The sequence below is a fragment of the Candidatus Peribacteria bacterium genome (assembly GCA_023038255.1).
Lineage (GTDB): Bacteria > Patescibacteriota > Gracilibacteria > Peribacterales > Peribacteraceae > CALREJ01.
Genome location: CP082927.1, coordinates 911,429 through 936,134, shown reverse-complemented (window position 1 = coordinate 936,134; position 24,706 = coordinate 911,429). Strand labels below are relative to the sequence as shown.

The 24,706-nt window shown below is 51.8% G+C and carries 26 protein-coding genes and 1 tRNA gene; 16 read left to right on the top strand and 11 right to left on the bottom strand.

What is annotated here, in order from left to right:
- The first annotated feature begins 70 nt into the window (after positions 1 to 70).
- The 5 genes from rpmE to K8942_04580 all read left to right on the top strand — a co-directional run bounded on the left by rpmE (position 71) and on the right by K8942_04580 (position 4,541).
- Positions 71 to 298, top strand: coding sequence for a 50S ribosomal protein L31 (rpmE, locus tag K8942_04600; protein UPA22302.1), 228 nt, complete (start codon positions 71 to 73; stop codon positions 296 to 298).
- A gap of 132 nt (positions 299 to 430) precedes the next feature.
- Entirely contained in the window at positions 431 to 1,144 is a 714-nt protein-coding gene (locus K8942_04595; protein UPA22301.1) for a hypothetical protein, read from the top strand.
- A 5-nt stretch (positions 1,145 to 1,149) separates the two neighbouring features.
- Positions 1,150 to 3,909 (top strand): type IV secretion system DNA-binding domain-containing protein, encoded by a 2,760-nt coding sequence (locus tag K8942_04590; protein ID UPA22300.1) that lies wholly within the window; start codon positions 1,150 to 1,152, stop codon positions 3,907 to 3,909.
- 75 nt (positions 3,910 to 3,984) lie between these two features.
- Positions 3,985 to 4,161: a hypothetical protein gene (locus tag K8942_04585; protein ID UPA22299.1), complete on the top strand. Its 177-nt coding sequence runs from the start codon at positions 3,985 to 3,987 to the stop codon at positions 4,159 to 4,161.
- A gap of 146 nt (positions 4,162 to 4,307) precedes the next feature.
- Positions 4,308 to 4,541 carry a hypothetical protein gene (locus tag K8942_04580; GenBank protein UPA22298.1) on the top strand — a complete coding sequence of 78 codons (234 nt, stop codon included), beginning with the start codon at positions 4,308 to 4,310 and terminating at the stop codon, positions 4,539 to 4,541.
- Between the two features lie 26 nt (positions 4,542 to 4,567).
- Here the strand turns inward: K8942_04580 and K8942_04575 are convergent, their stop codons facing one another.
- On the bottom strand, positions 4,568 to 4,966 hold the full coding sequence (locus K8942_04575) for a diacylglycerol kinase (protein UPA22297.1): 399 nt from the start codon (positions 4,964 to 4,966) through the stop codon (positions 4,568 to 4,570).
- 713 nt (positions 4,967 to 5,679) lie between these two features.
- Here K8942_04575 and K8942_04570 point away from each other — a divergent pair.
- Positions 5,680 to 6,297: a DUF4215 domain-containing protein gene (locus tag K8942_04570; protein UPA22296.1), complete on the top strand. Its 618-nt coding sequence runs from the start codon at positions 5,680 to 5,682 to the stop codon at positions 6,295 to 6,297.
- A 30-nt stretch (positions 6,298 to 6,327) separates the two neighbouring features.
- Positions 6,328 to 7,014, top strand: a complete 687-nt coding sequence (locus K8942_04565) for a DUF4215 domain-containing protein (GenBank protein UPA22295.1) — start codon at positions 6,328 to 6,330, stop codon at positions 7,012 to 7,014.
- Between the two features lie 3 nt (positions 7,015 to 7,017).
- Here K8942_04565 and K8942_04560 read toward each other — a convergent pair whose 3' ends face one another.
- The gene (locus K8942_04560) at positions 7,018 to 8,277 is read right to left on the bottom strand and encodes a serine hydroxymethyltransferase (GenBank protein UPA22294.1); all 1,260 of its coding nucleotides are present in this window, start codon (positions 8,275 to 8,277) and stop codon (positions 7,018 to 7,020) included.
- A 64-nt stretch (positions 8,278 to 8,341) separates the two neighbouring features.
- On the opposite strand from K8942_04560, the gene K8942_04555 reads away from it, so the two are divergent.
- Positions 8,342 to 9,022, top strand: a complete 681-nt coding sequence (locus K8942_04555) for a hypothetical protein (GenBank protein UPA22293.1) — start codon at positions 8,342 to 8,344, stop codon at positions 9,020 to 9,022.
- A gap of 8 nt (positions 9,023 to 9,030) precedes the next feature.
- On the opposite strand, the gene K8942_04550 is transcribed toward K8942_04555, so the two are convergent.
- Complete coding sequence (locus K8942_04550) at positions 9,031 to 9,618, bottom strand: 5-formyltetrahydrofolate cyclo-ligase (protein UPA22292.1); 588 nt, start codon at positions 9,616 to 9,618, stop codon at positions 9,031 to 9,033.
- A gap of 38 nt (positions 9,619 to 9,656) precedes the next feature.
- Positions 9,657 to 11,174, bottom strand: coding sequence for a DNA polymerase III subunit gamma/tau (gene dnaX / locus K8942_04545; GenBank protein UPA22291.1), 1,518 nt, complete (start codon positions 11,172 to 11,174; stop codon positions 9,657 to 9,659).
- Positions 11,175 to 11,308: 134 nt separating this feature from the next.
- Between dnaX and K8942_04540 the strand changes: the two genes are divergently transcribed.
- Complete coding sequence (locus tag K8942_04540) at positions 11,309 to 11,905, top strand: DsbA family protein (GenBank protein UPA22290.1); 597 nt, start codon at positions 11,309 to 11,311, stop codon at positions 11,903 to 11,905.
- A 3-nt stretch (positions 11,906 to 11,908) separates the two neighbouring features.
- Here K8942_04540 and K8942_04535 read toward each other — a convergent pair whose 3' ends face one another.
- Together K8942_04535 and K8942_04530 are read right to left on the bottom strand one after the other, a co-directional pair.
- Positions 11,909 to 12,490 carry a DM13 domain-containing protein gene (locus K8942_04535; protein UPA22289.1) on the bottom strand — a complete coding sequence of 194 codons (582 nt, stop codon included), beginning with the start codon at positions 12,488 to 12,490 and terminating at the stop codon, positions 11,909 to 11,911.
- 72 nt (positions 12,491 to 12,562) lie between these two features.
- Positions 12,563 to 14,647 (bottom strand): hypothetical protein, encoded by a 2,085-nt coding sequence (locus K8942_04530; protein UPA22288.1) that lies wholly within the window; start codon positions 14,645 to 14,647, stop codon positions 12,563 to 12,565.
- A gap of 336 nt (positions 14,648 to 14,983) precedes the next feature.
- Between K8942_04530 and dcd the strand changes: the two genes are divergently transcribed.
- Complete coding sequence (gene dcd / locus K8942_04525; GenBank protein ID UPA22287.1) at positions 14,984 to 15,577, top strand: dCTP deaminase; 594 nt, start codon at positions 14,984 to 14,986, stop codon at positions 15,575 to 15,577.
- A 179-nt stretch (positions 15,578 to 15,756) separates the two neighbouring features.
- Positions 15,757 to 17,109, top strand: a complete 1,353-nt coding sequence (locus K8942_04520; GenBank protein ID UPA22286.1) for a putative Na+/H+ antiporter — start codon at positions 15,757 to 15,759, stop codon at positions 17,107 to 17,109.
- 70 nt (positions 17,110 to 17,179) lie between these two features.
- Here the strand turns inward: K8942_04520 and K8942_04515 are convergent.
- Positions 17,180 to 17,256, bottom strand: a tRNA-Val gene (locus tag K8942_04515).
- Between the two features lie 42 nt (positions 17,257 to 17,298).
- On the opposite strand from K8942_04515, the gene K8942_04510 reads away from it, so the two are divergent.
- The 5 genes from K8942_04510 (at position 17,299) to K8942_04490 (ending at position 20,702) form a co-directional block, all read left to right on the top strand.
- Positions 17,299 to 17,574 (top strand): hypothetical protein, encoded by a 276-nt coding sequence (locus tag K8942_04510; protein UPA22285.1) that lies wholly within the window; start codon positions 17,299 to 17,301, stop codon positions 17,572 to 17,574.
- Positions 17,575 to 17,676: 102 nt separating this feature from the next.
- Positions 17,677 to 18,333 carry an RluA family pseudouridine synthase gene (locus K8942_04505; GenBank protein ID UPA22284.1) on the top strand — a complete coding sequence of 219 codons (657 nt, stop codon included), beginning with the start codon at positions 17,677 to 17,679 and terminating at the stop codon, positions 18,331 to 18,333.
- 116 nt (positions 18,334 to 18,449) lie between these two features.
- Positions 18,450 to 19,412, top strand: a complete 963-nt coding sequence (trpS, locus tag K8942_04500; GenBank protein ID UPA22283.1) for a tryptophan--tRNA ligase — start codon at positions 18,450 to 18,452, stop codon at positions 19,410 to 19,412.
- Positions 19,413 to 19,472: 60 nt separating this feature from the next.
- On the top strand, positions 19,473 to 20,063 hold the full coding sequence (locus K8942_04495) for a hypothetical protein (protein ID UPA22282.1): 591 nt from the start codon (positions 19,473 to 19,475) through the stop codon (positions 20,061 to 20,063).
- A 63-nt stretch (positions 20,064 to 20,126) separates the two neighbouring features.
- Positions 20,127 to 20,702, top strand: coding sequence for a Maf family protein (locus K8942_04490; GenBank protein ID UPA22281.1), 576 nt, complete (start codon positions 20,127 to 20,129; stop codon positions 20,700 to 20,702).
- Here K8942_04490 and K8942_04485 read toward each other — a convergent pair whose 3' ends face one another.
- From K8942_04485 to K8942_04470, 4 genes are all read right to left on the bottom strand, one after another.
- Positions 20,703 to 20,843: a hypothetical protein gene (locus K8942_04485; GenBank protein UPA22280.1), complete on the bottom strand. Its 141-nt coding sequence runs from the start codon at positions 20,841 to 20,843 to the stop codon at positions 20,703 to 20,705.
- Positions 20,844 to 20,934: 91 nt separating this feature from the next.
- Positions 20,935 to 21,633: a M48 family metallopeptidase gene (locus K8942_04480; protein ID UPA22279.1), complete on the bottom strand. Its 699-nt coding sequence runs from the start codon at positions 21,631 to 21,633 to the stop codon at positions 20,935 to 20,937.
- Positions 21,634 to 21,713: 80 nt separating this feature from the next.
- Complete coding sequence (locus K8942_04475; protein ID UPA22278.1) at positions 21,714 to 22,541, bottom strand: hypothetical protein; 828 nt, start codon at positions 22,539 to 22,541, stop codon at positions 21,714 to 21,716.
- Between the two features lie 80 nt (positions 22,542 to 22,621).
- The gene (locus tag K8942_04470; protein ID UPA22277.1) at positions 22,622 to 24,667 is read right to left on the bottom strand and encodes a glycoside hydrolase family 15 protein; all 2,046 of its coding nucleotides are present in this window, start codon (positions 24,665 to 24,667) and stop codon (positions 22,622 to 22,624) included.
- Positions 24,668 to 24,706 lie beyond the last annotated feature (39 nt).

Below are 24,706 nucleotides of genomic sequence, written 5' to 3'. Positions count from 1 at the left end.
GGTCTCTAGGGGCGTGGCATGCCACGCCCCTACTTGCACCATCAAAATTATTATGTACAATGCCCCTACTATGAAGTCCGGAATCCACCCAGAAATGCATCTAAAGGCGAAAACAACCTGCTCCACCTGTGGAACAGTGTTTGAGATTCCGAGCACGGTTGCCGAGCAGACCGTTGAAATCTGCCGCATGTGCCACCCGATCTATACCGGTAAGCAGCAGAAGGATCTCCGCGGAGGCCGTATCGACCGCTTCAAGAGCCGTATGGACAAAACGGCTGCAAAGAAGAAAGACGCGTAACTCACGATTTCATCCTGATGATTACAAACCCGCGAAAGCGGGTTTTTTAGTGAAATTATGGTTCAAAATGAGCCATGGATGCCGTGTGAGCTCCTGGCACTCTTTTGTAAAGAGTGCTATAATCAAGAGCGTATGAACACGAGGCAAGCAAAGCTTCTAGCAGCGATTATCGACGAGTTTACGAGGACGGCTTTGCCGGTTGGATCCAAGCAGATTATCGATCGTGGATTTTTCTCCGTGAGTGGAGCGACTATTCGCAATGAAATGCAGGTTCTGGGTGATGAAGGATTCATCGGTCAGCCACATACGTCTGCAGGCCGCATTCCTACCGTGAAAGGCTACCGCGCCTACGTGCAGGAATTCATGGACCCGAGTGTGCAGGAGAAGCAGGTGCGGTCTCAGTTTGAACAATTCCGCAGACAGTACACCGAACACAAAGACCGAGAGCGCGTGTACGAGGCGGTCAGCCTTCTTGCGCGCATGATTCCAAACGTGAGCTTCGCAACGGTGCCGCACCGCGAACAGGTGTATTACCTCGGCCTTTCCAATGCGCTTCGCCAGCCGGAGTTCCAGTCCGATCCACAGCTCTTTTCGAATGTGGTGGAAGTGCTGGAGCAGAGACTGGGGGAACTGATGGCGGAGATCGATCTGACGGATGAGGTGCAGTACTTCATCGGGCAGACGGATTTGTGTGAGCAATTCCAGAGCTGTTCGATGCTTGTGACACGCTACACCATCAATGGAGAAGCGGGCGCCATCGGCATTCTTGGTCCGACCCGTATGGATTACGCCTATAACACTATTGCCCTCGATATGGTCGCAGATCTCCTGCGTTCCGCCAGATAACATTCATGAGTTCTTCCAAGCACAACACCGTGCTCCTGCGCATCCGCCCGTCTCTCCCGACGCAGGATGACATCAGTGCCAGCCGTGGCCCGCTCATGATGGAAACGGCGCTCTCCGCACTGCATTCCCTGGAAGACCGCGATGCAGAAATGAGTCTGGAAATCGGTCTTGCTGATGGAAAAATCGGACTGTTTGCGCGCTCACACGGAAGTGCTGCTGCGCTGATTGAAAGCCAGCTCTACGGACAGTTTCCCGATGCAGAAATTGAAGTGGCTCCTACTGATCTCTTCGATCCGAAAGAAGGCGAAGTGGTGGTCTATGCGGATCTCTCTCTCGTCGAACCGGATCTGTTTCCCATCAAGCGTTATCCGCAGTTTTCGGACCTGGTGAGCAAGCAGACCATCGACTCGATTGCGGGTATTACGTCGACTCTCGTCCGTTACCCGAAACTCGGGATGCGCGGACATGTGCAGGTGGCGTTTGAACCGATTGGCGAAGCGTACCGCAAGCGTGCACTCAAGATGCTGCCGTTCCTCGAGCGCGGCATTTCCAAGCACTGGACTGCGTATGCCAAGTTGTTTGCGAAAGTGCACCTGGCAACCGGTATGGAACGTCTGCTGTATTTCCCGCTCGATATGCTGATGGGCGGATGGAAAGTGTGGTTCGGTGGCTTCAAATCAAAAACGTCTGTCTCGCTTCTTACGGGTGCCGATGTGGAACAGGAAGGAACGGACGATCATTTGCAGATTAGTGCCCGCACACATGATCGCGAAGACAAGATGATGGGTGCTGCCGACAAACTGAATCGTCTGCTCTTCAAGACCAATGTCCGCGTGAGTGTGATTGCACCTCTTAGCTGCAAGCATGAAGCGGTCGCGAAGGTGCAGGAGATCGCGAGCAGTTTCCGCCAGTTCACGCTGCCGCACAGTAATGGTTTCCACATGCATGAGGTCCATGCATCGGCTCATTTGCCGACGGGACTTCGTTCCGCGCCGTACGTGCTCTCTGCAGAAGAAATCGCCACGCTCTGGCACATCCCGAATATCCTTGTGAAAACCCCGAATATTGACTGGGTGACCGCCAAAAAGCTCGAACCACCGGTCAACATGCCGATTCCGAATGTGACCGATCCCGAGGAAAACCTCACCATTCTCGGAGAGTCTGTCTTCCACGGTCGTCGCACGCAGTTTGGTATCCGCCCGGAAGACCGCGCCCGCCACATGTACGTGATCGGAAAGACGGGTATGGGAAAATCAACACTGCTCGAAAACATGATTTACTCCGACATCTACAGCGGAAAGGGGATCGGAGTCATCGACCCTCACGGAGATCTTATCGAAGATATTCTGCGCTTCACGCCGAAACACCGTTCCAACGACATCATTCTGTTCGATCCTGCAGACCGCGATTTCCCGATTTCTTTCAACATGCTGGAGTGTGCGAATCCGGATCAGCGTTCGCTGATCTGCTCCGGTCTCATGAGCGTCTTTACCAAGCTCTGGCCGGAAGCGTTCTCCGGACGTATGGAACACATTCTGCGCAATACACTGCTCGCGCTTCTTGAAAATGAAGGCTCCTCCATGCTCGGTATTCTCCGCATGTTCGGCGACGACGCGTACCGCGCCAAAATTGTCAGCAATATCACTGATCCGGTCGTGAAGAGCTTCTGGGAAACCGAGTACGCCGGCTGGACCGATAAGTACCGTACAGAGGCTGTGGCTGCTATCCAGAACAAGATCGGACAGCTGCTCACAACACCGCTCATCCGCAATATCATCGGTCAGGTGAAAAGCACGCTTGATGTCCGCCACGCAATGGATACCGGCAAAATCGTGCTCGTGAATCTCAGTAAGGGAAAGATCGGAGAAGATACCGCAGCATTCCTCGGTTCCATGCTTGTGACCAAATTCCAGATTGATGCGATGAGCCGCGCCGATATTCCGGAAAAACAGCGCCGCCCGTTCTATCTGTACGTGGATGAGTTCCAGAACTTCGCGACCAAGTCCTTCGCGACGATTCTCTCCGAGGCCCGCAAATATAAACTGGCTCTCACAATGGCGCACCAGTACGTCGGACAGCTTCTTATTGCAGGAAACGACACGGCCCTCCGTGACGCGGTGTTCGGAAACGTCGGTTCCATGGTCAGCTTCCAGATCGGCTCTGATGATGCAGAAGACCTGAGTCTGCAGTTTGAAGAAATGGTCAGCGCGAAAGATATTCTCAGTCTTCCGAAATATAACGCGTATATCCGCCTGATGATTGATGGTATCCCCAGCAAGCCGTTTTCTCTCGCAACACTTGCGCCGCCTAAGGTGGAAGTGGATGAAGAACGCGTGCAGACACTTCGTGATCTGAGTCGTGAACGCTACGCTCAGAAACGCGCTGTGGTGGAGGAGAAAATCCTCCGGTGGGCGGCAACCGCCGGTGAGGCGAAAATCGCTGCCAAGACGAATGAAAAGGCAAAGGAGAAAGAAGAAGAAGAGATCAAGAAGGCGCGTGCCAAGAAAATGTCTCTGGCTGACTACCGTGTCTGGCGTGACCGCGAAATGTGGACCAATGAATATAATTCCGTGCGCAAGAAGCAGTTTTTGGATGAGCCTGTTACCGAAGCTGAATTGGCGCTGATGGCAGAGCTCGGTGCAAAACTGGAAGCATCCGGTGGTATTCCGCCTCCAAGCAAAGGCATGATCGACGCAAAAGCCAAGAAGGATGGAACCTATGTGCCGAAAAAGAAAGCGGAGGAAGGGGAGGCGCCTGCGGCGTAACAGTCCTTGTATTGGAGAAAGTTCGTTCTAGAGTAGAGGTAATCCCTGTGCTCTTTCACAGATTGGAGGTGTCCCGTGTCCTTTACACCATTTGGAGATTTTTTTGAGGTATCGATCGGTTCGTATCTGGCCAATCCGATGAATGTTCCTTTTGGTGCGATGGTCCTTTTGGCACAGCTGATTGAGCTGTGGCATCACCCGTGGAAACGAAAGCCGCGTGTGTATCATGTGGCAAAAAATGAGCGTGTCTAAATGGTTTTCCCTTTGTTCTGTCACTGCGATAGACGTGAAAACCGACTGACCCCGAAAGAGCACAGGGTCAGTTTTACTGTACAGACGTCGTCTGCTCTGGAATGCTTTTGGTGTTCCCTTGCGATCTTTGAAAGAAAGGTGTGATCATGACTGACTTAGAAACCGCCGCCTCACGTTTGTGGTGGGCTGTCCTCCTTTTTTTGTGTGGAGAACTTCCGGTTGGTATTACGATCATGATTATTGCTGGAATCTATGGAATGAACGGTGTGTGGCTCTCTGGATCAATGATAGTGATCCTGCTCCTCAACCTTTTCTACATGGGTTTCTGGTTCCGTCGGTGGACAGTTTTAGATTTAGCACACAATGCAAAGCATCTCTGAAATGTTTCTTCGCAAGGGAACACTTCTTACTGCTTAATCATCGCACGGATGGTCATATCCACGTACGGATAGAACACGATGCCGATGACGATAATATTCGTGAGAAGTGCAATCAGTGATGCCGCTGCCGCGACGTCTTTGGCTGCTTTGAGATTGTGGTGGTAACCCTCGTTGCCTTCAATTTTACGGTTGTGATCAATCACATCCACAAAGCGTTCGATGGCGGTATTCAAGAGTTCCGTTGCCATGAACATGCCGCCTGCCATCACGACAGCCAGCCATTCCCAGAGGAGCAGGTGCAGATACACGCCCAGGCCGATGACGACAATATAGACCCAGAGGAACATCCGGAGGTTCTTTTCACGCTCAAAGGCGTGGCGGAGGCCAACGAGGGCGAAGCCGAGGCTGCGTTTCATGCGGCGCATGGAGTGCAGTGTAGCAGTGTCACCCTGAGCTCGCGAGCTTCGGCAACCTCAATCTCATACAAAAAAGACCCGAATACATCATTCGAGTCTCTCTGTTTTTGTGTTTGTCCTGGGGGACTCCTGGGACTGCTGTGCTCTGGTCTCTTGTTTCTCCTCGTGACCTGACGAAGTTCCGGGGATTGGTTCGTCGTAAGGCTTGCGCCAGAGAGAACCGCGGAAGTGGAGGGGGTTGCGCAGGATCGTACCGCTACGAGACTGCGAGCGTTGCACGGCAGAGAGGGGGGTAACCACACTTGTGGAACATCTAAGGGGGCTATCACGTTTCCATGCTCAGGATGATGCATAGGAAGCAAGGGGTGGCTGAGGGGAACGTGTCCGTATTCCAGGATGATTACCACTCTCTCTGTTATGTCTCGGTGATGTAAAAGAAACTATGTTTGTCTTTGTTGTTTGTGGGGTGAAATGTGCTGCTCTGTGCGTCACGTTTCATATCATCGTACGCACGGCAGCAGGTGAGTGCAACAATCTGTCATGGTGTAAAAACAATGATGTTATATGGATACAATTTGTGATCAAAAAGTGACATGTTGTTTTTTGGCTTACTGCTGCGTTCAATAGTTGATATTTTTCTGATTTGTCTACAAGCCAATTTTCCTGCTTCAGACGACGCTACACCTTCTGAAAAATGTGTTTTTTTGCTATACTAGAGAGATTTGGCACATGCATCCTTCTTCCACCGGCTTTTGGTCTTCTGCGGCATTGTGACTGTCCTTGCTCTTATGGCATTCCTTATTGCCTGGCAATTCATGCTGCGCACAGAGGGCGAGGGAAAGACAGTGTCATCTATTGAAGTCGTGTCCGATACCACATCAGCACTGAGTGTGTGTGGTGACGGATTGATTGAAGAGTCTGAAGAGTGTGATGACGGGAATGACTGGGATTACGATGGCTGTACGCGTTGTCTGGTGGATGCATCGTATGCGTGCGTCGGGGAACCGAGCGTGTGCGTAAAAACGTCAGCGGGGAAAACGGGATGTGGAAACACTCGTATTGAGGCAGGGGAGATGTGTGATGATGGAAATGGCAGAGACGGCGATGGCTGTTCATACCGGTGTGAAACAGAGCCGGGTTATGTGTGCGATGGCCCCGGAACCTGCCGGCACCGTCCGCCGTGTGGCAACGGAGCGATTGAAAGCGGTGAAGAGTGTGACGATGGAAATAGGACGGATTATGATGGGTGCAATGCTGCCTGCCAGACGGATCACATGTATGTATGTACCGGCAGTCCGAGTGTGTGTACGGAGCAGGTGCCAGTGCCTGCGGAATTCTGATATCATGTCCCTATTCCTTCCTGTTTCTGTATGAAGCACGCTGCACCTTTCTCCTCCCGTCGCACATCCTTTCTGCTCTCGGCACTTTTTGCCCTGAGTGGTATTGCCGCATTGCAGCAATCATTACCGGCAGGCAGACAGGATATGAGTGCGCTGCTTTTGCCGCGTGTCAGTTCGGTTGCATCATCGTCTTCTGCAAGCAGTGTGCGGGGCCGGCGTGTCAGTTCCAGATCATCCTCTGTCGCATCTCTGCGTGCCGTTGCCCCTGTCCTTAGCAAGCGCCGCCGCAGTACGGGTGCTTTGGTTATAACGCGTACAAGCTCTGCGCCTGCAACAGCCATTAAAGCCGGCTGCGGTGATGGACTGATGACCGGAGCGGAAACATGCGATGACAAAAATGCCGTCTCTGGCGATGGTTGTTCCGCAAGCTGTGCAGTCGAAAGCGGCTTTGAATGTGCAGGTCAGCCATCGAAGTGCTGGTCCCTGTGCGGAGATGGCGTGACTGCATCGAACGAACGGTGCGATGATGGTGATCTGGAAAACGGTGACGGGTGCTCTGCTTCCTGCAAAGACGAATTCGGGTACAAGTGTTCCGGATCTCCAAGTGTCTGCAAAATCCCTGCCTACTGTGGCAACGACATTGTCGAGACAGGGGAGACCTGCGATGACGGAAATAACCGTCAGTATGACGGGTGTTTTAACTGCAAAACAGAGTAACGATCAGATTCCCGGCACCGGGAATGTGTGGCAGAACTCTTTGATTTCCCCGTGCAACGACAGCAAAGCGGCATCATCCGCACGGTGTTCGATGGCGCGGAGCATGAATTGTCCGAGTGTTTCCATATCCGCTTCTTTCATGCCGCGGGTGGTGATAGCCGGGGTTCCCAGGCGCACGCCGGATGGATCCATCGGTTTTCGCGGGTCATCGGGAATCATGTTCTTGTTGAGCGTGATGCCGACTCTATCGAGCACAGTTTCAACTTCGCCCCCGGGAACGCCGAAGGAGGTCATACAGTCGATCAGCATCAGGTGGTTATCGGTTCCGTTTGTGACGAGCTTTGCGCCGCGGTCCATGAAGAACTGGGCGAGGTGCTTGCTGTTTTTAATGATCTGCGCAGCGTACTCCTGGAATTCCGGCTGGAGCGCTTCGCCAAAAGCCACAGCCTTGGCTGCGATCATCTGCATGATGGGGCCACCCTGGAAGCCGGGGAAGACGGACTTGTCGATCTTCTTTCCGAGTTCCGGATCACGACACAGAATCATGCCGCCGCGGGGGCCGCGGAGCGTTTTATGGGTTGTGGTTGTAATAACGTCAAAGCCGTCATCAAACGGGTTTCTGAGCTGCTTGCCGGCAATCAGTCCGGCAATGTGTGCCATGTCTGCGACGGTATAGGCACCGACCTCCTGTGCGATTGCCTTCATTTTTGCGTAGTCGAGTTCACGGGGGTACGCAGAGAAACCTGCCAGAATGATTTTTGGTTTCTCGGCGAGGGCCACCTGGCGCATCAGATCGTAGTCAATTTCCCCGGTCTCCGTGTCTTTCATCTTATAACGCACAAACTTGAAGATCTTTGTCAGGTACGTGACCGGATGCCCGTGTGTGAGGTGTCCGCCGTGACTCAGATCCATGCCCATCACGGTGTCACCCGGTTCCAGGAGTGCGAAGTAGAGGGCGACGTTTGCCGGTGCGCCTGCGTGCGGCTGCACGTTTGCATGTCCCGCATTGAATAATTTTTTTGCACGATCAATCGCAAGGGTCTCAATCTGATCCGTATATTCCTGTCCCGCGTAGTAGCGGCGCCCCGGATATCCTTCGGAATATTTATTGTTAAAGACGTTGCCCATCGCCTCCATCACCGCAGGGGAGATGTAGTTTTCAGATGCAATCAGTTCCACTCCATCCACCTGACGCTGCATTTCACCCATCAATGCGTTGTAGATGGCGGGGTCGCCGCTTTTCAGAAAATCAAACGAAGGCATGCGCGGAGCATACGAAGATAGATGGTTGCTGTCACGGTCAAAAAATTGCTACACTCAGTCCACTATGAAAAAACTTCTTCCCCTCGCTGTTGTTGCGGCAGTCATCGGCCTCTATTTCTTTATGAGCAGAGAGACGGTCAGTTGGAAAACCGTGCAGAGCTCCGCACTCAACCTCAGCTTCCTGTATCCGGTACACTCATCCAAGGCTGCTGATCCGCTTGCGGGTACGGTGTCTGCACTTATCCAATACGATCATATCCCCTCGGGGCTGAAAGACTGGACGATTTCCACCACTGCAAAGAATGCTGTTATTGCGACACAGAGCTGTTTGCCTCTCCAGGGAACCGGTGTGTATCTGCCTATTGATACAGCAAAGCCGATGCAGTGCGGTATTGTGACGAGTGAAGCGGGGCTGGTGTCTGCGTACCTGATTGGAATCGGGCGTCCGGATGGGGGGACGGCGTACCCGGAAAGCATGATTCTGACCTTTAAAGCGGAAGGTGCTGCAATGCTTACCAAAGTGGCCGACTTCCCGATTGCAGAAGAAAGCGCCAACGAGAAAGTCGATGCGTTCGTCGAGACACACCCGAGCGCCGTGATTTGGCCGCCGGACGACAACGCAAAAATCCTCTACGCCGATGTGGAGCAGGTGGTAAACACTGTTGTCAGTACACCGTCGCAGGAAGTGATTGACGGTATTGCGCTCCTCAAGAAAATTGCGGAGACGGTGACGACAGCGAAATAAGGTCTGGGTTACGGTTTGGGTTGAGGAGTCACTAACTCCCGTGCGGTAATGACTGCGTCGACAGGTCTGTCATGCAGTTCAGTTGGCACATGATCTGTCAGCTGATGTTCCAGTGCAATGCCCCAGATGCGTGCATCCGGATTCACTTTTTTCAGCTCCTCTACAAACCGGTCGTAGCCTCCGTTGCCGCGGCCGAGGCGGTTGCCTGTGCGGTCAAATCCGACGGCAGGGAGCAAGACGAGTGAGACGGTTTTCAGGTCGAGTTCCGGTGCGCTTGCGAGCGGCTCCATCAAGCCGAATTTTCCGGGGAAGAGATCCTTCATGGAAAGAATCTGCCGGAATTCAAAGTGCACACGGGTGAAGCGGGGGATGAAGACACGATGTCCCATCCCGATCAGCTTTTCCACAAGCGGCGCAATGTCTGCTTCGCTTGCCATCGGCATATAGGCGCAGATTGTTAACTGGCCTTCCGGAAGATTTTCGACGACTCTTCTGCAAATGCTGCGGCTTTCTGCGTCGCGCTCTTTCGGGAGAAGTCTTTTCGCCCTTTCCCCGATTCGTGTCCGGAGCAACTGTTTTTCATCGCGGATGTGCATGATGAGTGATCGGGGATCGGTTACCGGAGGTGGAATGTTTAAAAAATATCAGCTGCGGCTTCGGCGAGGTTGACGGCTTCTGCGTGCGGCACAACGCCCGAGCTGCGGACATCAGATTCGAGGACGCACTTGATGCGCAGCGGTACTTTGAATATCGATTCCATCACGGTGTCTATGCTGCGTGCGCCTTCCGGGGAGGATGCTTTGTCGCGGTGGAAGGAGGAGCCGAAGACGACAATAATGTTGTTTCCTTCGACGGCGTGCAGATGGCCGTTTTTCAGGGACATGCGGACGTAAGCAGGTTCCGTTTTTGCGACGATGTCGGGCCAGGCGTTTTTCAGGGACATCAGGTCGACGGCAGCTGGAGCGGTTGGGTTATCGGTTATGGGTAATTGGTTATTGGGAATCTCTGGATCGGCGACTGGGGATGCGATCGGTTTTGATTCAGTGACGGGTGCAGCTGGCGTGACGACTGGAGCGGGTACTTTTTGTATCACAGGAGCTGCTGGCTGTGAGATCACAGGCTTTGCCATCTCTACAGGTGCTACAGTTTGCGGCTGCGTGAGAGACAGCAGTGTCGATTCGAGAACGAGTCCTGGGACTGGTGCAATGCGCAGGTCGCGGATGGTATCCATGAATGCGTCGAGCACGCGGACAAACGGGGCAGTGTTTTTCTTGTCCTGCACGGCGGTGTGCAATTGCTTCCGTACTTCTTCCAGCAGAAGCCGCGTGACGTTTTCAAAGGGGACTGCGGACTCTTCCATACTGCGAACAATGGTCACAATCGTGCCGGTATCGCCGGTCTGAATGGCAGTGAGTAATTGCTCAACGTATTCATGTCCCGATTCCCCGATGCGCTCTTTCACATCCTGCATCGTGATGTCTTTGGTGAGAGACCGCAGCTGATCAAGGAGTGAGATGGCGTCGCGCATACTGCCGCCGCTGTGATGGGCGATGGCTTTCAGTGCTTTGTCATCAATGCTGATGGATTCGGCGTCGGCAATAAACCGGAGCCTGCCAACCACGTCTTCCTCGCGGATTTGCCGGAACAGGAAACGCTGACAGCGGGACTGGATAGTGGCGGGAATTTTGTGGAGTTCTGTCGTGGCCAGGATGAAGAAGGCATAGGCCGGCGGTTCCTCGAGAGTTTTCAGGAGCGCGTTGAATGCTTCTTTTGTGAGCATGTGCACCTCATCAATGATGTAGACCTTTGCCTTTGCCACCACCGGCGTGAACTGGATTTTTTCCAGCAGGCTGCGGATATCGTCTATACCGCGGTTGCTCGCTGCATCAATTTCAATCAAATCCACCAGATTTCCTTCCTCAATAGCCTGAAGAATATTGCGCGTCAGCACCTCATCTTCCACCCCGCGCGTGAGCAGTTCTTTTGCAAGAATGCGTGCGATGGATGTTTTTCCTGTTCCGCGGATACCGGCAAACAGATACGCATGTGCGAGTTTGTCCTGCAACACAGCCTGGTTCAACGTGTCGACAATCGGGCTTTGGCCAGCGACGTCGGCGAAGGTTTTCGGGCGGTATTGGCGGTAGAGGGACATAGGAAAAGCAGTATAGGGGATCGGGGATCAAGTATGAAAGGAATGTCGCATTTTTGCTTGCCGGACGTAGCCTTGTGCAAAGTCTGGTCGATCCGGTTGCCTTCTTTTCGAGATCCTGCCATCCTGCCCGCACTATGAAACACTCCCTCCTCCTCTCCATTTCCCTCGTTGCGCTGACTGCGTGTGTCGATACGACCGGGCTCAGTGCTGAAACGTCCAAAACTGTTCATCCGCAGACGAATGCCAATGCAGCTGTCAGCGTGGTGGAATACGGCGATCTCCAGTGTCCGTCCTGCAAGTCGGCACTCACACTGGTGACAGAGCCGATGATTGCCCAGTACGGTTCACAGATTGCATTTGAATTCCGTCAGTTCCCTCTGGCGTCCATTCATCCTTTTGCGATGGAAGCTGCTGAAGCGAGCGAATGTGCCGCTGACCAGGGTAAGTTCTGGGATTTCCTGGATCTCAACTATGAAAATCAGGAACAGCTGAGCTCCAGCGCCATTGAAAACTGGGGTGAGCAGATCGGGCTTGATATGGACCTCTTCAACCGCTGCCGCAGCTCGAACATCAAGCGCAAAGTCATTCAGGCTGAGTATGATGCCGGCACAAAACTGGGTGTCCGCGGCACACCGACATACTTCGTGAATGGCGTCGTTGTCCCTGCAACTATCGCAGACATCGGCAAAGCAATTCAGGATGCAGTCGGAAGTGCAGGAAGCAGACTGTAATGTTTAGTCGAGTTGAACGAAGCCGTGGACAATACCAAGATCGTCGTCCCAGAGGACGACTGTCCGGTAGGAGTCTGCGGCTTTTTCTGGCAGTGCGAATGACTGCGCTCCAATAATGTTTTTCAGGAGTCCGAGATCCACCGCGCTGGCATCGGGAAATTCTCCCTGACGCGGATCGGTTACATCGGACAGATACACATGGAGGGATGGTCCCGGCGTGCTGATAAAGTCGGGGCTGAAATACAGCATGCCGTTCACCAGAGTCACGCTGCCGAGTGACAGGTCACGCTCACTGATGAAGTATCCTTTCTGTCCTTTGGCGTTCAAATCGATGGCGTCCTGTGCCTTCTCTGCAGCATTCGCACGCGTGCGGTCGATGACTGCTTTCTTGCCAGCATCTTTCATGATCGGGTCTTCCCGAAGCTGGAGCGACACCATGTGCTCTGCGAGGTCGGTATAATACCGCTGCGCAAAGAGGGGATTTCCCAGATTCTCGTCCAGTGTGTTACTGCCTCCGGTCTGCGTTGTGCCGCAGGCTGCGAGGAAGAGAGGAGCGATGAGAAGGAGGGTACGTGCGTGTTTCATAAGTGAGATTGGCAAAAGAGGTCCTATTCTAGAGGAGAAGGCATTTTTCCTCAATCAGCGCAAAACGCCGATTTAGTCCTTTTTCTGCGGTGCACCGTCTAATGTGAATTTGTAGCCCATCTTATCCAGTGCGCGCATTTTGGTTTTGAGCGGATAGTTATAGTTCCGGACCACTCTGCGGTGCTCTTCGTAGGAGACATCGTCAAAATGCAGCGTCGTCCAGTAGAGGAACAGTTTATCGTCCTGTTTCTGTTTGAACTTATCAACGGTGACGGCTGCGCCTTCCTTATCCTGAATATGGACCATCTGTGCCTTTTTGCATTCGTCGCGGATGGCATTCGGGTGGGCGGTATCACCACCGAGAATATTGTGTTCGAGTTTCCGGCTGTGGCCGTCTTCAATGTAGTTGCGGGTTTTGTCTTTATTGAAATCACTCTCGCTCGCGATGCGGTCTTTTTGCGGTGTGCTGTAGCGGTGCTCATGGACCCACACGAGGTTATACGCTCCGGTGGTGATGGCAGACAGTTCTTGTGAGCCGAGCAGCATGGCACGTTCGTATGTTTTGCCCATCATGCCCGGAATATTTTTGAGCATCATGCGCAAATCTGTCACAAGCTCCTCTGCTTCCAGATCCTCTTTTTCTTCCACAATGCGCGGACGGTGCGCACGCAGATACCGATCCATGGATTGCACTGCTCTGTTCTCTGGATCAAGCGCCTTTGCTTCGTTCAATAGTTCTTCAGCTTCTTCCCAGTCATGCGTATCGAAATTGTGGCGAATGCCAAGGATGAGGTTATTGATTTCACTCTGCTCATTTACATTGTGTTCCATGCGCTGTGTTGCTTCTTCCAGGTAAGACACACGCTGCTCGTAATCCATCAGCAGGAATTGATTGAGCGTGTTCTGGTGCATGCCGCGAGGCAGTCCTTTCTGTTTGATTTTTGCATTGAGTGCATCGAAATCCACGCGTGCCTGCTTCCAGCGCTCTGCGTTCGGATAGACGGTGTTTGTCAGGTACGCCTGCACTTCCTGCGGGGTCGCGTGGTGTGTGAAAATTCTGTCCATCCATGTTCCCACCTTGGACGGATGCATGCGGCCGTCCTGGCTGAAAGATTCCAGTTTTGAGTGCACAATGCCGTGCAGCTGAAGCATGTTGTTTTTGTCGGCTTTGATAATGGAATCAATGAGATCCGTGATGCCCTTACGCTCGGGGTAGGTCATTTTTGCAAACGCATCCGGGTTCATGAAGGCATTTAATTTTCCTGTTTTTGATGATCCCACGCGTTTGGTCACCAGTCGCTTGAGCTGTGAATCTGCGCTTAACTGTTCCGCGAGTCCGTCGCGCTTTGCCTTCACTGTCTGCCATTCCTTAATGCGAGTCGGGAGCACCTTCTGGATGTATGTTTCCTTGCTCTTATAGTCGACGTTCTTATCGCGGAATTTCTTGTCCATTTCTTTCAGCACGCGCTCGGAGATGGTTTTGTTTTTCAGTTCCCGGAGCAGGGGATCCATCAATTCCTCAAAGTAGAGGCGGCGGGCAAATTTCAGCTGCTTCTGCATTTCCCCATTCACATATTCTTCCCAGCCCTCCAATTCCTTTTCATCCTGCGGCTTATACTTGAGCCCTTCCAGAAGCGCCTTACTTTCGCTGGATGACGCCGCACCAAGTTCGTCAAACGTGATCTTCACGAAGTTGCGCACTTTGTCTGAAATCGCGCCCCATCTCGATTCAAAATTCTTCGGACCTTTCATATATTCCCGCGCCTGCTCCAGATATTTTTTGCGGTCGTTACTGCTCAATTTCCAGAATGCGTCCGGAGCGAGTGCATCAAAACTGCTTCCCCGTTTTTTGAGTTCCTGTGTCACGTCGTCATATTCCTGTCTGGTGGCCTGTGCCTCTTTCATACGTGGACGGATCTGCTGTTCGAAGTGGCTGCGCGGACGGTCTGTATCAACAGTTTCCTGAAACCAGCGCTCGGCGGTGTCAGGATGCAGGTACTGATCCCGTCCCGTTGCCGCCTCGTGCAGTATATCGCGCACATCCTGCAGCTTGGATTCTTTCTCTGCACGCTCATTGGCAAAAGTCAGTGCCTCACTGCCTTCGTAGTCTTCCAACAGAGACCCGCTTCCGGCCGACGATAGGGTATTGTTTGGCATGGGGTGTGAGGTGCATTCTGACTGGTCGTGATGCTGAACTCAAGTATTCCCTCCACAATATATAGTGTGTATTAGTAGTTTAATGCACAATTAATAGTACATAAATTTCTCATTAAGAGAGTTTTTTCTTGGTTATTCCAATAACTTTCGTTTGAAAAAAATATATTAAATCTTAATTTAATAAGAATGTATTAGAACTAATTTTTTCCTCTAATTGCGTATATTCACTAGAACTTAAGAATGGAACTCTCTAAGCTATTAGGTAATTGTTTATTATTTGTTTAGGTTATTTTATTTATTGGATATAAAGCTGAATAAAACTTTCTTTTCATTCCTATGATTTTATCTGATCGAGACATTAAAAAGGCTATAGAAAGTGGACGTGTAAAAATTGATTCAGCACAACCTGAGTTATTCAGACATATTCATGCTAGTTCAATGGATTTGCGTTTAGGTAATACTTTTAAGCTGTATGAACATAGTAAATTTGCAATATTAGATCCAAAAAACCCAGAAACTTTTACCGATAGAATGCGCATGATCACTATTACAGATGGTGATTCTTTTATAGTACAACCAGGGGAATTTGTATTAGGAGTAACCATGGAAAGCATTACTGTTCCTGATGATTTGGTTGTAAGAGTTGAAGGACGTAGTTCACTTGGCCGTTTGGGTATTATTGTGCATTCAACAGCTGGATTTGTTGATCCTGGCTTTTCAGGAACTATTACTTTGGAAATAAGTAACTTAAATAGAATGCCAGTTGCTTTGTATCCAGGTATGCGTATTTGTCAGTTAGCGTTTGAAATGATGACAAGCCCGGCTGAAACTCCTTATAATTTGAAGCCAAATAGTAAGTATTTAAATCAAATTTTGCCTGAAGAGAGCAGAATTATGACGGATACGGAATTTGCAAAAAGCATGCTCTAAACGTGGTATAAACCGGAAAGGGGGACTCTTAGAGCCTTGATATTTTTGCGAGAAAATGGTATTTCAATCATTCTTCTTTCACGTTTGGAAGAGGGAGTGATCTTTGAGTCCACCGGCTTGGAAGAAGATTTACTATCTGAATTTCACAACTACGTAGTTCAAAATTGAAAGGGACAGTCATGCGGATTGAACATGCAGCGACAGCAATTTTTGTGTTGGCAGTTTTGCACACCTTTTTGGTGTCGCAATTTCAAAAACTGGCTCACAAATACCCCGAGGGATCCAAGGCAGAAAATCTGTTTCACTTATTAGGGGAGACAGAGGCGGTATTCATCCTTTGGGCCGGCGTTCTTTGGTTAGTGCATATATGTATCAGTGCACTGCATCATGTGAATGGTCACCCCTATTCACTCGCTAATGTTACAGGAGGATTTGGTCATGGGTGGCATGAGGCCATTCATTATATTGAGAGCTTAAACTATACAGAGGCGAAATTTGTATTCGTTATTATGGTCATTGCAGGCACGAAGCCTGTTATTGATCTGGCGGATGCAATCATTCGAGCTGGCGCGCGACTCATTCCGCTCCCGTCTTCTGCAGCGTTTTTACTTTCGGCTCTGTTCATTGGAGCGCAGTTGGGAAGTTTTATTACAGAACCTGCTGCCATGACAGTAACAGCAATTTTGCTGGTACGACAATATTTTAGTAGAGGTTACAGTCGTATCTTCAAATATATGCTTTTCGGCACTCTGCTAGTTCTTGTATCGATTGGAGGCGTTCATACCCCCTTTGCCGCACCGCCTGTTTTGATGGTGGCAGACAAATGGGATTGGGACATTGTGTATATGGAGAGGCATTTTGGCTGGAAGGCAGCGGTGGCGATTTTGACCAGTTCGGTCTTGATGGTTGTTGTTTTCTTTCGGCAGCTCTGTGCCATGCCTCTTCTGACAGATGATGAATTGCATGCCTCTGGTTCCGTAGAAATGAAGAAGGCTCCTTGGTGGGTGATTGGGGTACATCTGGGCACTCTTGCGCTTGTGGTGGTTACTGCACATCACTCGGATGTGTTCATGGGGGTTTTTGTCTTTTTCCTGGGATTTTGTGTGGTGACACACGAATATCAGGAGGAACTCAAAGTGAAACAGGGATTGCTGGTCGGTGGCTTTCTTGCCGGCCTCGTTACTTTAGGAGGATTGCAATCCTGGTGGCTGGAACCACTGTTAGCCAGCCTGAATGAATTGCAGCTCTACCTGGGTGCAACGGCATTAACAGCTATTACCGACAACGCCGCACTGACATTCCTCGGCTCCCAAGTCGAGGGATTAAGTGACGGAAAGAAGTACGCGTTGGTTGCGGGAGCGGTCAGCGGCGGCGGTCTGACGGTGATAGCGAACGCACCTAATCCTGCAGGCTATTCGATTGTGAATCCTGTTTTTGGTAAAAATGGTATCAGCCCCTTAGGACTGTTTCTGGGTGCTTTGCCCGCAACCATCATCACCATGATTTGCTTTTGGTATCTTCCAAGCCTGTAAAACGGACCTAAGGATCCATGGAACCGCAGCACTTTTGGATGAGTGTTGCGGTTTTTCTATGTGCAATATGTGGTGGACGATCTCGGGATCGAACCGAGGACCTTACGAATGTGAATCGTACGCTCTAACCAGCTGAGCTAATCGTCCGTGCTGTAAACCAAAAGAGCTCACAGTCTAGGCAAGACGCTCATGCTTGGCAATAATCCTGCTTTTGCTATTCTTTCCATAGAAAAAGAGCCGACTTCCGGTTCTTACCCACATCGTTCATTCAGAAAAGGGCTTACGATGACGATTAGTTCTCCGACATTTCGATTGTCCGATTTTAAAAATGCGCCATTTGCCTTACGGACAGACAGCGGTACAAAAGCGCAGGCGAACAACGCAGCAGAGCCGTCAGGGCAGGGTTTCCGCTTGGTTTTGATCGCTCTCGTCTGCGGCATTGCTGTCGGCATTATTCTCACCTAAGGGAGGGAAAAGTCGTTGCAATCCTTCATGAATGGGCACATACGCCCGTTTTGTACCGGAGTTTCTGGTATAAAACGGGCTGTTTTCCTGTATTCTATGCGCATGCCTATCCGCCCGGACCGTATCCTTTTTGAAGACGACCACCTGCTTATTGTAAATAAGCTGGAGGGTGAGCTTGTCGTGGCTGCAGGGGGATTTGGGAAGAAGCCGCTGTTCGATTTCCTGAAGAAAGACTATCCCACGCTCCGCGTGGTGCACCGTCTGGACTTTGGAACGTCCGGTATCATTGTATTCGGAAAGACGGCGGAGGCTGTGCGCAATATCCGCGCGAAGGAATTCAAGGGGTGGGTGAAGACATACCGCGCGCTGGCTGCCGGGTACATGGACAGAAAATCCGGCACCATTGACCGCTCCCTTGCTGCACGTACAAGCAAGGATCTCATTCCGGCCGTCTCACATTTCAAAGTGATCGAAACATTCCCGACGGCGTCGTATGTAGAAGTGAAAATCGACACCGGCCGCAAGCATCAGATCCGTCAGCATCTCAAGTTCATCGGGCATCCGCTCTTGCTCGATCCACTGTATGGAAATCAGGAGCAGGACAAATTGTTTAAAAAGCACTTCAAATATCACCGTTTCTTTTTGCATGCGTACTCACTCGATCTGCCACATCCGATCACGGGAGAGAAGCTGCATATCGAAGCGCCGATTTCACCGGTGTTTGAAAAGGTTTTGCGCGAACTACGCGCAAAAAAGTAATCGGTAATTGGTTATGGGTTATTGGGGTGGAATTCTTTTTTGTAAATACGTCTTCTTTCACTATTCCCATAACCCAAGATATAGCTTTAGCAGCAACACAGCCCTATACTTTCCCTATGCGCGTCTTTTCCGGCATCCAGCCATCGGGTCAGTTGCACCTCGGAAACTACTTCGGGTCTATTAAGCCGAATGTGGATCTGCAGAAGGAGTCGGATCAGAGCTTCTATTTTATTGTGGATCTCCACGCTCTTACGACTGTGCAGGACCCTGCATTGCTCCGTCAGTATCGGACGGATGCGGTTCTGGATTTGCTTGCGTCCGGGTTCGATCCCGAGAAATCGATTCTCTTCTACCAGTCCGATGTTCCCGAACACACGGAACTGATGTGGGTTCTTTCCACGCTTGCGCCCATGGGGCTTCTGGAACGTGCGGTCAGCTACAAGGACAAGGTGGAAAAGGGGATTGCCGCGTCTGTCGGACTCTTCACGTATCCGGTGCTGATGGCGGCAGACATTCTTCTGTACGATGCGGAGATTGTGCCGGTTGGAAAAGATCAGAAACAGCATGTGGAGATTGCGCGCGATCTTGGAGTGAAATTCAACAATACCTACGGCGAGACGTTCGTTCTTCCGGAGCCGAAAATCCGTGAGGATGTGGCGGTGGTACCGGGCACAGACGGTCAGAAGATGAGTAAGAGTTACGGCAATACGATTCCGCTTTTTGGTGATGAGAAAGTCATCAAGAAAGCGATCATGGGGATTGTGACCGATTCCAAAGGACCGACCGATCCGAAAGATCCGGACAGCTGTATTGTCTATAACATCCATAAGCTCTTCCTCGATGCATCTGCGCAAAAGACGCTTGCTGAGGAATACCGTGCCGGCCTTGCGTACGGTGATGCCAAAAAGAAGCTGCTGGAGACCTACATGGATTACTTTGCGTCCATGCGTACCAAGCGTGCACAGCTTGCTGCAGATCCGGCGCATGTCGCAGCCATTATGAAAGATGGAGCGGCGAAGGCGTCTGCAATTGCGGAAAAGACCATGGAACGGGTCAGAAAGGCGATTGGATTGCGATAAAAGGCAAATTACGCTATAATAATGACACATTCACATCAAAATCCATTACCATCCTCTTGTATGAAAAAGTCCTTCAAGAAGTCTGAATACTTCCTCGGAGCAGTCCTCGCACTCATTGCAGGATTCCCGTTTGCGGTCGAACCGCCGGTGTCTGTTACAGATACTGCGCTCGCTGCATCGCTTGTTGCGGGTACCACTATTCAGGAGAAGGCTCTGGCGAACTACCGCTTCTACCGCGATAACCGCCGCGACTTCCAGGTCGCACGCGACTTGTGTGAAGAGCTCCAGGCGAATGGGAAAGATATTACCTGTCCGGATGTGAACGATTTATCCGGTATCCAGATTTTCCTGAAGACGCATGAGAATGAAAAGGCTGTCACCGTGACAGGTACGGGCAAGGTTGTCCTCACCAAGGAGGATCTGACCACGTTTGATGTGAACCAGCTCCGCCGTTTCCAGCGTATCAACACCTGTCCGGAATCCCTGAAGGACTATCTCCCTGGCTTCTATGAACTCTGTCAGTCTGTGGTGAATATCAAGCGTGTCCGCGGACGCACTGTGATTACCGGTCCGAATGGCGCAGAGACGCAGCCGGCACCGACGCTGGATGAGATTATCAAAGCGAACAAAGGAGTGCAGCGTACGTGGTGATTGTGTTACTTGTTTGCTGGTTTCTGGTTGCTGGTTGATTGGCGGTAACTCTAGACTGTAGATATGAGTGCTTCTTTGATTTTGGCATCCACGAGTCCGCAACGCGCATCGCTTCTGAAGGGGCTGGGTCTTTCTTTCGATATTGTCCCAAGTACGGTTGATGAAGACATTCATCCGGAGCGGGAGCCGGCCAAGCGGTCGCAGACCCTTGCACGTCTGAAAGCGGAGAATGTGGCGTACGATCATGCGGGATCCTTTGTGCTGGGTGCCGATACGCTTGTCGTGAGCAAAAACGGAACGTTGCTTGAGAAGCCTGCGGATGCTGATGAGGCAAGACACATGCTTCGTCTGCAGAGTGGCGGTGAGTCGATTGTCTATTCTGCTGTGTGTCTGATTGATCCGAACGGTCAGCTTCATGAAGGGCTTGATTCCTCATCTGTATTTTTCAAGACACTGACCGATGAAGACATTGAATGGTGGATCGGGACACATCTCTGGGCAGGCCGAAGCGGGGCCTTTCAGATAGACGGCCCCGGGCAGCTGATGATTGAGCGGATTGAAGGGGACTGGTCCGGTATTGTCGGATTGCCCGTGTACTTGTTCGGGAAGCTGGCACGTGAGGCTGGCTTCGTTCTCTGATTACAGATCCCTATTGCTTGGCAGACCAGATTGAGGTTCGCCCGGAACGGGGTCGGCATGGGTGTAGTCGCCCGCTTCCGGGCCGCCCATCGGTTCATCTTTTGTGCCGTTGGTGTCTTCGTCGTCGCCGTCTAACCACATACTAAGGTGGGGGAATAAGTATTCTTCTATTGTATGGATTTTCGCGACACGATCAAAAAAATGACGGCTTTTCTTCGCGCATTGCGGAGGATCAGGCCTGGGGCAGTCTGTAGTTATGAAGCTCCTTGTACGGCTTCTTATAGCCGGGGAGCATGGACTCCACTTCGCGCCAGTATGCAGGGGAATGGTTCGCCTGCTTGCGGTGGGCGAGTTCGTGGATGATGACGTAGCGCAGAAGAGATGGTGGCAGGAAGAGCAGTGCAGTGTTGAGCATGATCACACCGCGCGGGGAACAGCTGCCCCACTGTGTCGTGGCAAAACTGAGGTGTACCTCGCGGATGCGGACATTGAATGTCTCCTCATTGATCTTATGCACGAGGGCGGTGACGCGTGCGAGTTCGCGCTCGGAGATGAGAGACCAGAACAGTCTGTGCAGACTGGAGCGGCGCACCTGCGGGCTTACATCGATTCTCCAACCGTGTGCATACGCTTTTGCAGATGTGCGTGTTCCCGGGTGCAGAGCAATCACATATTTTTTTCCGGTTGCGAGCGTGACTGTCTGTGTCTGACCACCGTTCAGAAGATGACGGAACGGATCGATCATTTTTTTCTCGTGCTCTTCCAGCACAAGATGTGTCATGCGGCGGAGCAGTGACTGAATGTGTTCCTGCTCTTCGGTTTTCGACAAATTTTTTGCGAGCCGAATAATGATGGTATCGCCTTTGCACACAGCACGTGAGTGCTTGTTTTTCGTGTATTCTATGCGGTGTCTGAGGGGTCTGCTCGCCATAGGACTGGTAAGCTTATGCGCCGAAAAAGCCCTTGGGAAGTTGTCTTCAGGGCCGGATATTTTGTAATCATCATTTCCTCCTACTTTTGCGCTTCTGTCTGCAAAGTCCCACTTCCGCTCAATGAGGTTGACTGCCGTTTCTTCAGATGACCGACAGTCCAGACGGTATTTTTGCACGTAGAAAGGCTCTTCCCGGCCTCGCTGATGGTTTTAGACGCGAGCACACCGTCGGTTGCTGTGACAACTGATTGGTACGCCTCCGCACCCGTCATCAGGCAACGAAGTGCCTGTAGAGTGGTTTTCTCCATAAGGGGAGTGTTGTTGTTTTCCAGTACTATTTCCTCAAGTCGTTTTAACATAAGTCCAATAAATGTCAACTGACGATCGGCCCGAATGTGTGTGAGGGAGAGCCAGTACGGGAGGCGGTATTGGTCGCGGAGTTTTGCCTTCGTATCGGCGAGAATATCGGCGGTTGTGTAGAGGTTTGCATCGATGGCATTCACGATTGTCATCTCCGCATCAATCAGATTTTTCATAGAAAGAACGGCGCCGGACTGCACTGTTTGCTGCAGGAGAGGAATAGCAGAGATGTATCCCTGTTGCTGACGCAGATAGGAAATATGCAGGAGTAAATCGCCACGCATGCACGTGGTTGCCTGCTTCACAATCGTGTCTCTGTTCGCACGCCGGATTGCTTCGTAACAGTTTGCACGGTATTCACTGCTCTTCTCCAGATAGCGCGCGACGTCGGATTGCCATGCGGTTTCTTTTGCAGGAGTGGGAATCAGGTCACTGCGCTTTGCAGGGAGCGGGCGACCGAGCAATTGCTTGAGTTCACCTATTTGCATCCGGATGATTGCTCCCGTTTCCATCACGGTGCTCCCTGTTGTGGTTGTCACCGCAGTCACAGTCAAACCAGTGGCGGCATGCGCGGGTGCGCTGCTTGCAATGATCAGTCCGATAATAAGCGGGAGGAGGGCGATGGTTTTCAGTCTAGCAGCTCCCGTTCTTTTTTCACATACGCGAGCACTGTTTCCACGTACGTCGCATGACTCCAGGTGAGCGGCGCGACGCTGACAGGTGCGCCGGTGTATGGATGCAGCTGTTCGGGAAGAATGCCGGTGTTTGACGCGTACTGCACGGCCCACTCAATGGCTGTCTTTGCGGCAATGAGATCGGCTTTTGTCTTTGCGCACGCAATCTGCCACTGTGCGTTCCAGAGTGTGGTGATAATCCACGGGTTACCGGGCACTTCTTCTCCGGGTGTGGTCACTGCCTGATAATGGTCGATGGTGTAGCGTGCGAGTCCGCCGATAGAGGTCTTCACCCTGAGCATGCGTTCAAGCTGTGTCATGGTGGAAATCACGCGCGGATCATCCGGTGGGAGGACGCCGAGTTTCCAGACAATCGCGATCGAGGCATCGGGAGTCAGGTCCCGCTCGATTGTTTTACCGTTCTTGCGTTTGATCTTCTTCACGAAGCGCTGCTCTTTTTCATCAAACATATGGAAGAGGAGTGCCTGCTTCATATCGTCTGCAACCTGGTGGTAGCGTTCGGAATGGGTGTGATGCCCGAGCATCTGGGACATCGTCGCTGCAGCCTGAAGGCCTGCGATCACTGTGGCAATGGTGTAGGTGAAGATGCCGCGATGCTCTTCCCACAGGTCGTAGCTGGGGAGCGGGAGGCCGGTTTCGTCCTCGCGGAAGTCGCAGAGGAATTGTGCTGCTTTTTTAATAAAGGTCTCGTACATCTGCTGCAGGAATTCGAAGTCCTGGGTTTTCTCGAAATGTTTGCACATGGCGTAGAGCACAAGTGCGGTTTCGTCTTCCTGAATAGGGAGTTGTGCTTCACCGTCTCTGAACCACGGGTGCCAGCTTGAGCCCACAGAACCGTCCGGGTTGTACTTGTGGAGCATGTAGCCGTCGGGAGACTGGACGCGTTTGCAGAACTCAAAGAAGCGGCGCGCGACTTCGCTGTAACCGGCTTCGTCGAGAGCGAGTGACACGAATGCGCCGTCTCTGGGCCAGACGTAGGTGTAGGTGTCGCGGTTGAAGGCCATGATGTCGCTGTCGGCTGCCGCCACAATGCCGCCGTGGTTATCGGCGTGGACGCGGATCATCATCAGGCTGCGTTTGTAGAGATCAATGCTGGTAGTGGAGAGGGTGCCGAAATCGTCATTGGTTTTGTGGACCCAGCTTTTCCAGTAGTTGGCGGTATTGCGGCTGAGGCGCTCCGGTGTTTCTTCCAAAATGGTCTGCTGCAAGTGCACGACTTCGTCGAGCGTGGTACCGAGACACAGCCACATCACGACTTCGGTATCGGTATTCGGAGGCACGATGCTGTGGATTGCCACAGTGGAATCGACTGACCCCTGCTCAATCGTGTTCTGGGAGAGCACGCCGTCTTCTGCATCTTTCCAGGTTCCGACGTAGCCGCGGTAGTTTGCTTTCCCGACCGTGAAGGACGAGATGCCGCAGCTGCCGACGCGCTTCATGCTGTGGAGCACGGAATCGTAGGCGCCGCCGCCGTGACCGAGGAAACATTCCTCCGGATTACTCGTCTCCCCGCCAACCAGGAAGTAGCGGGTCTGACGGTAGTGGATGACGGAGTTGGTGTAGGGTTCGTAGAAGGCGGTGTCTTTCTGATTGTCGCCGTAAATGTGGAAGTCGTGGTGGAAGAAAAGTTTTACGATCTTCTGCTCATTATCCAGGCTGCGGATTTTGAAGCGGCGCAGGAGGACGTTATGGACCGGGTGCACACAGTCTTCGATCGTCATAGTAATCCCGAGTCCGTGGTGTGTAAGTGTGGAGTTTCCAACCAGCGTATCCGACTTGTAGCCGAGTTCGATCGTCCAGTTTTCATCGGTCGTCCAGGCAAAGCCTTTCCCTTCCACATACACACCGAGGCGGTGCATGGTGCCGAATGTCGTGTGGTCCTCCATGCCGACATACGGGAAGTAGAGGTCGCGCATCTGGAGACGGTCGTCGAACGTCGCGAGGAGGGTGCCGTTTCCGAGGACGAGGCTGCGTGGCATAGGGTCTAGGGTAAGGTTAGGGTTGGGGACGGAACGAGT

Bases quoted from the DNA above. Each gene is read 5' to 3' on its own strand.
- K8942_04565 (UPA22295.1), top strand. From the start codon at position 6,328: ATGAAGCACGCTGCACCTTTCTCCTCCCGTCGCACATCCTTTCTGCTC.
- K8942_04555 (UPA22293.1), top strand. From the start codon at position 8,342: ATGAAAAAACTTCTTCCCCTCGCTGTTGTTGCGGCAGTCATCGGCCTC.
- K8942_04530 (UPA22288.1), bottom strand. From the start codon at position 14,647: ATGCCAAACAATACCCTATCGTCGGCCGGAAGCGGGTCTCTGTTGGAA.
- K8942_04595 (UPA22301.1), top strand. From the start codon at position 431: ATGAACACGAGGCAAGCAAAGCTTCTAGCAGCGATTATCGACGAGTTT.
- K8942_04520 (UPA22286.1), top strand. From the start codon at position 15,757: ATGCGGATTGAACATGCAGCGACAGCAATTTTTGTGTTGGCAGTTTTG.
- dnaX (UPA22291.1), bottom strand. From the start codon at position 11,174: ATGTCCCTCTACCGCCAATACCGCCCGAAAACCTTCGCCGACGTCGCT.
- K8942_04505 (UPA22284.1), top strand. From the start codon at position 17,677: ATGCCTATCCGCCCGGACCGTATCCTTTTTGAAGACGACCACCTGCTT.
- K8942_04560 (UPA22294.1), bottom strand. From the start codon at position 8,277: ATGCCTTCGTTTGATTTTCTGAAAAGCGGCGACCCCGCCATCTACAAC.
- K8942_04580 (UPA22298.1), top strand. From the start codon at position 4,308: ATGACTGACTTAGAAACCGCCGCCTCACGTTTGTGGTGGGCTGTCCTC.
- trpS (UPA22283.1), top strand. From the start codon at position 18,450: ATGCGCGTCTTTTCCGGCATCCAGCCATCGGGTCAGTTGCACCTCGGA.
- K8942_04540 (UPA22290.1), top strand. From the start codon at position 11,309: ATGAAACACTCCCTCCTCCTCTCCATTTCCCTCGTTGCGCTGACTGCG.
- K8942_04495 (UPA22282.1), top strand. From the start codon at position 19,473: ATGAAAAAGTCCTTCAAGAAGTCTGAATACTTCCTCGGAGCAGTCCTC.
- K8942_04470 (UPA22277.1), bottom strand. From the start codon at position 24,667: ATGCCACGCAGCCTCGTCCTCGGAAACGGCACCCTCCTCGCGACGTTC.
- K8942_04510 (UPA22285.1), top strand. From the start codon at position 17,299: ATGCTTGGCAATAATCCTGCTTTTGCTATTCTTTCCATAGAAAAAGAG.
- K8942_04490 (UPA22281.1), top strand. From the start codon at position 20,127: ATGAGTGCTTCTTTGATTTTGGCATCCACGAGTCCGCAACGCGCATCG.
- K8942_04535 (UPA22289.1), bottom strand. From the start codon at position 12,490: ATGAAACACGCACGTACCCTCCTTCTCATCGCTCCTCTCTTCCTCGCA.
- dcd (UPA22287.1), top strand. From the start codon at position 14,984: ATGATTTTATCTGATCGAGACATTAAAAAGGCTATAGAAAGTGGACGT.
- K8942_04590 (UPA22300.1), top strand. From the start codon at position 1,150: ATGAGTTCTTCCAAGCACAACACCGTGCTCCTGCGCATCCGCCCGTCT.
- rpmE (UPA22302.1), top strand. From the start codon at position 71: ATGAAGTCCGGAATCCACCCAGAAATGCATCTAAAGGCGAAAACAACC.
- K8942_04480 (UPA22279.1), bottom strand. From the start codon at position 21,633: ATGGCGAGCAGACCCCTCAGACACCGCATAGAATACACGAAAAACAAG.
- K8942_04485 (UPA22280.1), bottom strand. From the start codon at position 20,843: ATGTGGTTAGACGGCGACGACGAAGACACCAACGGCACAAAAGATGAA.
- K8942_04550 (UPA22292.1), bottom strand. From the start codon at position 9,618: ATGCACATCCGCGATGAAAAACAGTTGCTCCGGACACGAATCGGGGAA.
- K8942_04575 (UPA22297.1), bottom strand. From the start codon at position 4,966: ATGCGCCGCATGAAACGCAGCCTCGGCTTCGCCCTCGTTGGCCTCCGC.